Origin of the sequence: Bellilinea caldifistulae (assembly GCF_001306055.1) — a bacterium.
Lineage (GTDB): Bacteria > Chloroflexota > Anaerolineae > Anaerolineales > Anaerolineaceae > Bellilinea > Bellilinea caldifistulae.
In genome coordinates, this window is record NZ_LGHJ01000019.1 from 180,821 (window position 1) to 190,033 (window position 9,213).

The 9,213-nt window shown below is 51.3% G+C and carries 10 protein-coding genes; 4 read left to right on the forward strand and 6 right to left on the reverse strand.

Features of this window, described 5'->3' with window-relative positions; all coding sequences use genetic code 11:
- Nucleotides 1–2: 2 nt before the first annotated feature.
- On the reverse strand, nucleotides 3–941 hold the full coding sequence (locus AC812_RS14205; protein WP_061917735.1) for a DMT family transporter: 939 nt from the start codon (nucleotides 939–941) through the stop codon (nucleotides 3–5).
- Between the two features lie 236 nt (nucleotides 942–1,177).
- On the opposite strand from AC812_RS14205, the gene AC812_RS18475 reads away from it, so the two are divergent.
- Both AC812_RS18475 and AC812_RS14215 read left to right on the forward strand, forming a co-directional pair.
- Nucleotides 1,178–1,588 carry a 4Fe-4S dicluster domain-containing protein gene (locus AC812_RS18475; protein WP_082149129.1) on the forward strand — a complete coding sequence of 137 codons (411 nt, stop codon included), beginning with the start codon at nucleotides 1,178–1,180 and terminating at the stop codon, nucleotides 1,586–1,588.
- 161 nt (nucleotides 1,589–1,749) lie between these two features.
- Entirely contained in the window at nucleotides 1,750–3,204 is a 1,455-nt protein-coding gene (locus tag AC812_RS14215; RefSeq protein ID WP_061917738.1) for an aspartate ammonia-lyase, read from the forward strand.
- Between the two features lies 1 nt (nucleotide 3,205).
- Here the strand turns inward: AC812_RS14215 and ppgK are convergent, their stop codons facing one another.
- From ppgK to AC812_RS14240, 5 genes are read right to left on the reverse strand one after another with little or no spacing between them, the layout of a single operon-like run.
- Entirely contained in the window at nucleotides 3,206–3,946 is a 741-nt protein-coding gene (ppgK, locus tag AC812_RS14220) for a polyphosphate--glucose phosphotransferase (RefSeq protein WP_061917740.1), read from the reverse strand.
- Between the two features lie 22 nt (nucleotides 3,947–3,968).
- The gene (gene mltG, locus AC812_RS14225) at nucleotides 3,969–5,111 is read right to left on the reverse strand and encodes an endolytic transglycosylase MltG (RefSeq protein WP_061917743.1); all 1,143 of its coding nucleotides are present in this window, start codon (nucleotides 5,109–5,111) and stop codon (nucleotides 3,969–3,971) included.
- Nucleotides 5,112–5,113: 2 nt separating this feature from the next.
- Complete coding sequence (gene ruvX / locus AC812_RS14230; RefSeq protein ID WP_061917747.1) at nucleotides 5,114–5,563, reverse strand: Holliday junction resolvase RuvX; 450 nt, start codon at nucleotides 5,561–5,563, stop codon at nucleotides 5,114–5,116.
- Nucleotides 5,560–7,056, reverse strand: a complete 1,497-nt coding sequence (locus AC812_RS14235; protein WP_062158950.1) for a baseplate J/gp47 family protein — start codon at nucleotides 7,054–7,056, stop codon at nucleotides 5,560–5,562. The genes ruvX and AC812_RS14235 overlap by 4 nt, the downstream gene beginning before the upstream one ends.
- A gap of 36 nt (nucleotides 7,057–7,092) precedes the next feature.
- Nucleotides 7,093–7,671: a pseudouridine synthase gene (locus AC812_RS14240; RefSeq protein ID WP_061917752.1), complete on the reverse strand. Its 579-nt coding sequence runs from the start codon at nucleotides 7,669–7,671 to the stop codon at nucleotides 7,093–7,095.
- A gap of 102 nt (nucleotides 7,672–7,773) precedes the next feature.
- Here AC812_RS14240 and AC812_RS14245 point away from each other — a divergent pair, with 102 nt between their 5' ends.
- Nucleotides 7,774–8,631 carry a family 16 glycoside hydrolase gene (locus tag AC812_RS14245; RefSeq protein ID WP_114676113.1) on the forward strand — a complete coding sequence of 286 codons (858 nt, stop codon included), beginning with the start codon at nucleotides 7,774–7,776 and terminating at the stop codon, nucleotides 8,629–8,631.
- Nucleotides 8,632–8,640: 9 nt separating this feature from the next.
- On the forward strand, nucleotides 8,641–9,213 hold the full coding sequence (locus AC812_RS14250; protein ID WP_061917758.1) for a 3'-5' exonuclease: 573 nt from the start codon (nucleotides 8,641–8,643) through the stop codon (nucleotides 9,211–9,213).

Sequence of the window (9,213 nt, forward strand, 5' to 3'; positions counted from 1 at the left end):
CCTTATGATGATTCTCGATTGGCGAGGGAAGCAAGGTAAATACCGCCCAAAATCATTCCCCCGCCAATGACCTCATTTAAAAGCGGAGTTTCTCGCAAGAAGATCATCGCCAGAATAGTTGCTCCCACCGGTTCCCCCAACAAAGCCAGAGAGACGAAAGTGGCCGGCAAATAACGCAGTGCCCAATTGAAAGATGAATGACCGATCACCTGCGGGATGATGGCCAGCAGTAAAAACCACCCGAATACGGGCAATGGGTAAGCCGTAAAGGAATACCCCATTACCGCTGCCATGCCGATCAGGATAACCGCGGCCGTTGAATACACCATCAGGATGTATGACCTCAAAGAGATCATTGGGCGAATTTTCCGCCCAACCAACAGGTAGCCGGCTGCCATCCATGCCCCCATCAGCGCCAGTAGATTACCTAAGAGAGCCTTTCCCTGGAAAAAAGAACCCAGCGAGGTACACACCAAGCGGCTTTGTTGCCACACACAAGCCTGACTGGCAGCCACTACCACACCCCCGCTGAGAGCCAGCCCCAAACCCCACCATACTTCTTTCTTCATCCTTTCTCTTAAAAACAATGGTGAGAAAATCGCAACCCACAAGGGGGTGGTGGTAACCAGCACAACCGAACTGGCGACCGAAGTGAGCTCGAGCGAGATAATCCACGTTGCAAAATGAACCGCCAGAAAAACCCCTGCCAGCAGTGCTTGAAGTTTGCCGTTTATCGGTAAAGTGCTCACTTCGCGTTGTGCCTGTCGGAGAGAAAATGGCATTAAAATCAAACTGGCCAGTCCCAAACGATAAGCCGCAATAATCAAAGATGGCGCTTGCTGTTGTGCATAACGGATGAAAATGGCCGCCGTGGAAACCGCCAGGATGCCAGTTATTAAGATGAATGGGGAAAAACGGGATGATTTCTGCGGTGAGATCATAATCACCCTATTATATCGCGGAGGAATGCTTGACAAACAGGTATCGGCTGGCTAGAATAACTTTATCCCAATATTACAAAACTGGTCGGAAAATCAAATAATGGCCGAGGGGAGGTGTCTGGAGTCAAGAAATCCCATGAATTTACCCACATCATTTTGATTCAATTTTTCTCCGGTATTCGCTTACTTTCCCTCTGCATTCAAATTCTGTCCATTTCATCCAAACGGAGGTTACGATGACCCATATTATTACAAGCCTGTGTCTGCGTGATGGCGGTTGTGTTACCGTCTGCCCGGTAGAATGCATTGTTCCCGGTAAACCACAGGATAAATATCCGTGGTTCTACATTGACCCGGATACCTGCATTGACTGCGGTGCCTGTGTGCCGGAATGTCCCTATGCTGCCATTTTCCCGGAAGATGAAGTTCCCTCCGCCTATGTGGCGCGCGGTGGAGAACGCCAATCCATGCCAGTCGGCACCCCCGGCTTTACCGAGATTTATGATGGTGTGAATCATGACGGCGAACCGGTTCACCTAGAGGCCACCCGCACACTCAAGGCCGGTGAAGTTGTGGATTTGACTCCCGACATTGCCAAAAATTACGAGTACTTCAAGGAAGGACCCGGTTACAGCGCAGCCGGTTAAACTTTTCAGCCCCTTTTACAGGGTTGTTATCGGTGGAAGATGGAAAAATCCCGGTGAAAATGGACTGGTGAGCGCCGGGAGCGAGGTCAATTATCCGTGCCACTGGTGAACAACCCTGTTTTTTTTTCAATAAAATTCGCCAAAGGAGGTAAATAAAGTCAATGACTGAAAATAATCTACGGGTGGAAAGAGACTCATTGGGCGAAGTCATGGTACCGGCAAACGCTCTTTACGGCGCTCAAACCCAGCGCGCGGTCCTCAATTTCCCCATTTCGGGCATGCGCCCTTACCGGGCTTTCATCTGGTCTATGGCATTGATCAAACGCGCCGCCGCCGAAGTCAACCATGCAGTTGGATTGCTGGATGAACAACGCGCCAAAGCCATCATTCAAGCCGGGGAAGAAGTTATGGCTGGCCAGTGGAATGATCACTTTGTGGTGGATCCTTTTCAGGCTGGTGCCGGTACCAGCCACAATATGAACACCAACGAGGTCATTGCCAATCGGGCTACTCAAATCTTAGGTGGACAAATCGGCGAGTATCTTGTACACCCCAACGATCACGTCAATATGTCCCAATCCACCAACGATACCATTCCCACAGCCATTCGACTGGGATGTTTGTGGCGATTGGACGAGTTAACCTTCACCATTCAAAAACTAATTGAGGCTCTCAAAGAGAAAGCCATCGAGTTTGATGACATTGTCAAATCAGGCCGCACCCATTTGCAAGATGCCGTCCCAGTGCGATTAGGGCAGGAATTTGGCGCTTATGCGCGCGCTGTAGACCGCGACCGAGAACGCATTGAGCGGGCTGCCGAAGGCCTGCGCCGGTTGGGAATTGGCGGTACGGCCACTGGGACCGGTTTGAACGCTCACCCGGAATATCACCCCCGCATGGTGGAAGTCCTTTCGCGAGTTTCGGGATTGAAACTCTACACCTCTGATAATTTATTCGAGTCCATGCAATCCATGGCAGACATGGCAGATTTTTCGGCTTCCCTGCGCACCTTGGCCCTGACTCTGACGCGCATCGCCAACGATCTACGCCTGCTTTCTTCGGGGCCGGCAACCGGGCTGGATGAGATTCGCCTGCCGCCGGTACAGCCGGGTTCGTCCATTATGCCGGGAAAGGTCAACCCGGTTTTGGCAGAAATGCTGAACATGGCCATGTATCATGTGATTGGGCTGGATACCGCCGTTGCCATGGCCTCTCAAGCCGGTCAGTTGGAATTAAATGTGATGATGCCGATCATCGCTCATGATCTCTTTGAGATGATGCACGTGATGATTGGGGCAATCAGCGCCTTTACCGATAAATGCGTGGTCGGTATCAAAGCCAACCGTGCCAAAGCCGAGGGCTGGCTGGCGCGCAACACCATCGTGGTAACTGCGCTGAATCCGATCATCGGTTATCTGGCAGGAGCGGCTCTGGTTAAAGAAGCCCTCAGCCGTGATTTAACCGTTCAGGAAGTTGCGCTGGAAAAGGTACGCGAAGGCGCTCTCAAGCATAAAGACACCGGTCAGCCACTGACCGAAGACGATATTCGCGCCGTATTCAGTGATATGCGCAAACTGACCGAAGGCGGATTATTCGGCGGTGGAGGCGGCGGATAAATTATTCGGTCCTTTGGCTGGCGTATACTGCTGCGCCGACAATGCCGGCATTGTTCAAGAACAATGCCGGTGTTATTTTTGCTCGGGTAGAAAGATAGGGTAAGAATTTTTCCACATTTTTACTCAGCCCGCCGCCTATGATGATCAACTCCGGCCAAAACAGTTTCTCCATCTCGCTTAAGAATTCCTGCAAGCGTTTGGCATATTTTTTCCAGGAAAGGTCTTTCCTCTGCCGCGCCGCATCGGATGCCCGCCATTCGGCATCTTTACCGCGAATTTTTAGATGCCCAAACTCTGCGTTCGGCACTAAAACCCCGTCGGTAAATATTGCTGTCCCAATACCCGTGCCGAGTGTGATGACCAGCACCACCCCTTTCACGTCCTTGCCGGCCCCAAATTTCATTTCGGCAATCCCTGCAGCATCCGCATCATTCAGGGTAAAAGTACGGCAGCCTGTAAATCGGGTCAACAAATCGTTGACATTCGTACCGATCCAGGTCGGGTGAATGTTTGCTGCCATCATAGCCACTCCTTGCAAAATCGGGGCGGGAAAGCCGCAGCCAATCACTCCTTCATAACCAAATTGGTGGACTAATTCGGCGCAGGTTTCGGCAACATCTTCTGGTTTTGCGCCTTCAGGAGTGGGCAATCGCCGGCGTTCAGTCAGCAACGAACCGGTAACCGGGTCAACCACCGCTCCTTTAATTCCGGATCCGCCGATATCAATTCCGAGAACTTCCATTTTTTCTCTCCTTACCGTTCGATTATGGACATGCATTTTGTAAATGCTCTTCAAACGTTTTTGCAAAGGAATGCCTGCCCGATCCATCGCAGCGCGCCCGGAAATAAAAATAAGGGGAATCCGCCGGGTAAGCCACAGCCTGTAAAGCGCTTAAGGATGGATTACAAATGGGGGTGGGCGGTAATCCGGTATTTTGATAGGTATTATAAGGGGAATTAATCATCAAGTCATTGTGGCTTAATGGATTCGTCCACCACGTCTGCTGCAATGAATTATATCCCAATGCGTATTGAACGGTGGGGTCGGCATCCAGTTTCATGCCGGCCCTCAAACGATTGTAGAACACAGAAGCAATCATCGGTCTTTCTTCTTCGACAATCCCTTCGCGGTGAACAATCGAAGCCAGGGTAACTGCTTCATGCAGAGTCAGTCCCTGACGGGAAAAAGCTTCCCGCAAATTGGAATCCACCTGCTGATTGAAGCGTTCCAAAAAAGCGGCAACCACCTCGCGCACACTGGCATCCCTTCTGAAGCGATATTCACCCGGAAAAAGATAACCCTCCAGGCTGAATCCGGCTGAAGTTCTGCCCGCCGGATGCCATTCGGCTGGTGGATTGCGCACAAATTGAAGAAATTCATCCGGTGTGATTTGCAAACCGGAAGTCGGTAGTGAAGCAGCAATTTCCTCAACCCGCCACCCAGCCAGAATAACAAACGTGATTTGGTCAGGTGTGGCATCCAGCAAATGATGTCCGATCTCAATGGCGTTCCACGCCGGGCTGATCTCATACTCTCCCGCCTGAATCGCCGTATCCAGACCCGAATAGACCATGTAATCGCGAAAAGATTCGGAATCGCGAATTAAACCTTCGCGTTGTAATCGAACGGCAACTTGCTCGGCTGTTTCTCCGCTTTGAATGATGAACAGGCGCGGCGATCCCTGCGCATCCAAGGGGGTAGTTAATTTATCATGGTTTAAGATTAGCCGGATGGAATACCAGTACCGGTCTAGAAGATCCAATCGTGAACTGGCATAACCGAACTGCACCTCTGCCAGGGAAGGGATTTGAACCAGAAACCAACCCAAAGCAATCAAAACGATTAAACCTATCAGCAGAAACAAAAAACAACCAGATGAAAGACGTTGTTTATTCGATTTTTCCATTCTCACTCTTCCTCAATTGGAAAGACTGAATCGCGGCTGTTCAAGTAAGACTGCAAAATGACCACCGCGGCCAGGTCATCCATGTGGCCGCGCCGCTGACTTCGTTTTACACCCATTTTCTGTCTTGCGCTGCGGGCTGTTTGGGTGCTGCCGCTCTCGTCCCACAGGACAACCGGGATTTCAGTTTGAGCACGAATAGCCTCAGCCAGCCGTTGGGCTTTTCTTCCCATCACACCCGGCGTTCCATCCAGTTCGATTGCCTGACCAATTACGATTTCAACAACCCCCCATTCCTGCGCAATTTGTACAATAGTTGCCGCATCAATCAAACGCGAAACATGTTTAAGCACCTGCAGGGGGTTGGCAATCGTACCGGTTGGATCCGAAATTGCCAGCCCGATCCGCTTTTCACCCGGATCCACCGCCAAAACCCGTCCGCGTTCGCTGCTCATCGTTCTTCCACTCCAATACGGAAGGTGAGAAACGGCAGACGCTTCCACCACACGGGTTGAACGAAGATTTCCGGCGGGCTTACAAGTTGGTACTGCTGGCTGACCCGTTCAGAAGCGCTTTCCAGCGCTAACCCCCGTACGGATGAGGTAATCAGAGCCGCTTCAATTTTTGTTTTTACCAGCCGCCTTGCCTCGATGGTGAATTCAACCGATTCCCCTTCTTGAAAACTGCTTTGTCCTTTATGGCGATATTGAAAAGTGTCTTCTAGGACAGTCATCCGCTCCGGAAGATTGGCGTTCATCGCATCGTTCAAAATCCGTTCCAGGTGAGCCTGATCATAAGCCCACGCTTCAAACTCCACCTGCAAGTTCAGCACAAACCGGTCGGCCAATTCACCGGGGGCCGGCTGATAAACCTTTTCGACCACCCTGTCAATCACCAGCGTTTCCGGCAAAAGGATCTTTCCCGGCGGGAGAATTTTTTGCAATTCCTGGCGGGCATCCTCTGCCAGAGAAGTAATCAAGCTGTCATAAACCCGCGCCGCATCCCGTTCACTGACTACTCTACCTTGCCGGTCGCTACCTCCAAAAATCGCCTGGGGATTCTCTGCTGCTACAACCAGACCAAGACTTCCCTCCACCGCTCCTAAAGCCTGCGCCGGTACATTGCCATGACTTCCTGCTACCAGGGCTCGCACATTGACTTCACGGGTTTGTCCGTTACCGGCCGGTAGAGTCACATTCTGAGTCGTTTCGAAGCGAACAAACGGCTCGGAGAGTGTTCGCAGGATCGTTCCCTGCGGAACGAAAACCGCCTCCTCGGTCAGGTTTATTAAATTGACCGTGCCGCTCGCTTTTTTTTCGCCAATAGGCTGAGATCCTGTGGCATCTCCCCACAGAGAACCACGCACGGTCACTTTGAAAATTTCAGCCGGAATCGATCCTGAAGGGGAAACCACTTCGATTTGCGGACTGGCGCGGATGCGCATTTCAAAAATTTGTTCTTCCTGAAAAGGTTTCACTACAATCCTTGCAGAGGGAAGGAAAAACAACATCAATCCACTGAAACTGATCACACCTAATAAAAAAGAAAGCAATCGGAGCCAGACATTTTCCGATTTGGGATGCGTCTGACTGAGCAGATTTCTCAATGTTTGAGAATCGATTTTTCGGGTTTTCCGAAATCGAAGCAATTTCCGCCGTCGGGAACTTGACTGCCAGCCGATTCGTTGAGCAGCCGGGATAGACGGGAAAACCGGCATACCCACTTCCTGTGCTTCTGCAATCAGATCTTTATCCTGCGTGACCAGACCAACCTGACCGCCGAGGGCTTGGGCTTGCCGCTGAAGAAGAAGTAAGTCCAAACGCTGCAACACCGGCGGACGGCGGCGCGGCAACACGAGTAGAATTCGTCTCGCTTTGCTCCAAGACATCTTGTCGCGAATCGAGATGTAATCATCATGGCTTTCCAGACGAATAATTTGGGTTTTCATTGAAAAGATGCGTGCAGCGGGAAGACTTAAACGTAATTATACACGTCGGTTGGATTGACCGTATTCCCACAACCGCCGGACTTCCTCATCCTTCAACTCACGCCATTCCCCCGGCTGCAAACCTTCCAGCGTAATCGGTCCAATAGCCACCCTCACCAGACGAAGGGTGGGAAAGCCAATTGCGGCCGTCATGTGCCGGATCTGCCGTTTGCGCCCCTCCTGCAGTACCAGCCTCAACCAGGTCGTTTCGTCATGGGGAGTAACCGGCTTGCTGCGCGGCGGAAGGTCGGGTTGTGGGATGATCAACGCTTCGCAGCGCCGTGTTTTTTTGCCTTTCACTTCCACTCCCCTTTGCAGGGCTGCCAGCGCTTCCGGGGTGATTTTGCCTTCTACCTGCACGAAGTAAGTTTTTGGAATGCGATGGCGCGGATCGGTCAAAAGGTGAATCAAGCGGCCGTCATCACTCAAAATCAACAACCCTTCACTATCCAGATCGAGCCGGCCAGCCGGATAGATGCCGGGAAGCGGGATGTATTCTTTCAGCGTTGGACGACCTTCCAAGTCGCGGAAGGCGGTAAGAACCCCATAAGGTTTGTAAAATGCAATGACTTTCATCGAAAATTTATTCTACTTTTCTTTCCGGCGGGTGATTTCGATTATAATCAATATCATTGAAAAATTGTTTGATCAGCGGTTTGTTTAATCAAAGGATCACCCATGCCGAAACGGATTCTCTCTTTTACCATTCTCTTGTTCTTCTTGAGCAGTTGCAATTTACCAGCTGGCGGCAACCCCACACCAACCATGGATCTGGTAGCAACTCAGGTGGCCGCAATCCTGACCAGCCAGCCGACCGTTCCACCGCTGCCAAGCGACACCCCTGTCCCCACCGACCAGCCGGCTCAACCGACCCTCCCAGCCGAAACCCCCGGCACAACTCCAACATCCTCCCCCGAACCTTCATTCACCCCCACTACTCTCAGCGATGACCCTCGCCAGGTGTTGGGTAATCCCACTTTCGTGGATACGCTGGACAATGGCCGATCGTTTGGCTTACAGGACAAATCCTACGACGATGATTACACCTTCATCCGTGTTGAAAACGGCGCTCTGGTACTGACCAGCCGATACGCCATTGGTTACCGGGGCTGGCGCACCGGTGGCGCCAAAATCGGAAATGCCTACCTGGAAACCCTTGTTCGTACTGGTGAATGCAATGGGCTGGATACCTACGGTTTGGTTTTTCGCTCATCGGATTTCGTCAATGGTTACTGGTTCCAATTGACCTGTGATGGTAAATGGGCATTTGGCTACTGGGATGGACAACAATATGTCAACCTGGCGGAAGGCGGTAATGTCAATGATGCCATTCGCACCGGTTCCAACCAGACCAACCGAATTGGGGTTTACGCCGTCGGCAGCAATTACACCCTCTACGTTAACGGAGTTAAAATCCGCGAGATCAGCGATAACACCTTCACCGAACCCGGTTCATATGGCATCGTGATTGCTGCACGGAATACCCCCAATTTCACCGTTTATGCCGAAGAGTTTGCCATCTGGAAATTGGATTAAGTAATCGCTATGAGTTTTGATCCCCGCCGTCAACAAGTCGTTGAACAAGCCCTCCAATGGATCAATGAAAAGCCAGTTTTTCTGGATACCGAAACCACCGGACTGGATAAAAATGCCGAGATCATCGAAATTGCGGTCATTGACCAGGATGGCTCAACGCTATTTGAGTCTTTTGTCCGGCCCTACCGACCGATTCCCCCGGATTTGACTGCCATCCACCAAATTGAAAACTCCATGGTAAAAAATGCCCCCACTTTTCCGGTCGTTTGGGCTTCATTACGCAGCCTGATTCTCGACCGCAAGGTTGCGGTTTACAACGCAGAATTCGACCTGCGCATGATGCGTCAGTCCTATGAAGTCTACAAATTGCCATGGAAAGAACGGCTGTCCACCTTCGATGTCATGAAGTTGTACGCTGCTTACCGTGGCCAATGGGATCAGGCGCGTCGCGCCTATCGTTTCTTCAAACTGGAAGAAGCCGGCCAAAGCATGAATATTCCGCTTCCCAATTCTCATCGTGCAGCCGATGACGCCCGTCTAACCCGCGCATTACTCTACAAAATTGCCGGGCTGAATTATTAA

Excerpts from the sequence above, each read along its gene's own strand:
- AC812_RS18475 (WP_082149129.1), top strand. The coding sequence starts at position 1,178 with ATGACCCATATTATTACAAGCCTGTGTCTGCGTGATGGCGGTTGTGTT.
- mltG (WP_061917743.1), bottom strand. The coding sequence starts at position 5,111 with ATGGAAAAATCGAATAAACAACGTCTTTCATCTGGTTGTTTTTTGTTT.
- AC812_RS14205 (WP_061917735.1), bottom strand. The coding sequence starts at position 941 with ATGATCTCACCGCAGAAATCATCCCGTTTTTCCCCATTCATCTTAATA.
- AC812_RS14250 (WP_061917758.1), top strand. The coding sequence starts at position 8,641 with ATGAGTTTTGATCCCCGCCGTCAACAAGTCGTTGAACAAGCCCTCCAA.
- AC812_RS14235 (WP_062158950.1), bottom strand. The coding sequence starts at position 7,056 with ATGAAAACCCAAATTATTCGTCTGGAAAGCCATGATGATTACATCTCG.
- ruvX (WP_061917747.1), bottom strand. The coding sequence starts at position 5,563 with ATGAGCAGCGAACGCGGACGGGTTTTGGCGGTGGATCCGGGTGAAAAG.
- AC812_RS14245 (WP_114676113.1), top strand. The coding sequence starts at position 7,774 with ATGCCGAAACGGATTCTCTCTTTTACCATTCTCTTGTTCTTCTTGAGC.
- ppgK (WP_061917740.1), bottom strand. The coding sequence starts at position 3,946 with ATGGAAGTTCTCGGAATTGATATCGGCGGATCCGGAATTAAAGGAGCG.
- AC812_RS14240 (WP_061917752.1), bottom strand. The coding sequence starts at position 7,671 with ATGAAAGTCATTGCATTTTACAAACCTTATGGGGTTCTTACCGCCTTC.
- AC812_RS14215 (WP_061917738.1), top strand. The coding sequence starts at position 1,750 with ATGACTGAAAATAATCTACGGGTGGAAAGAGACTCATTGGGCGAAGTC.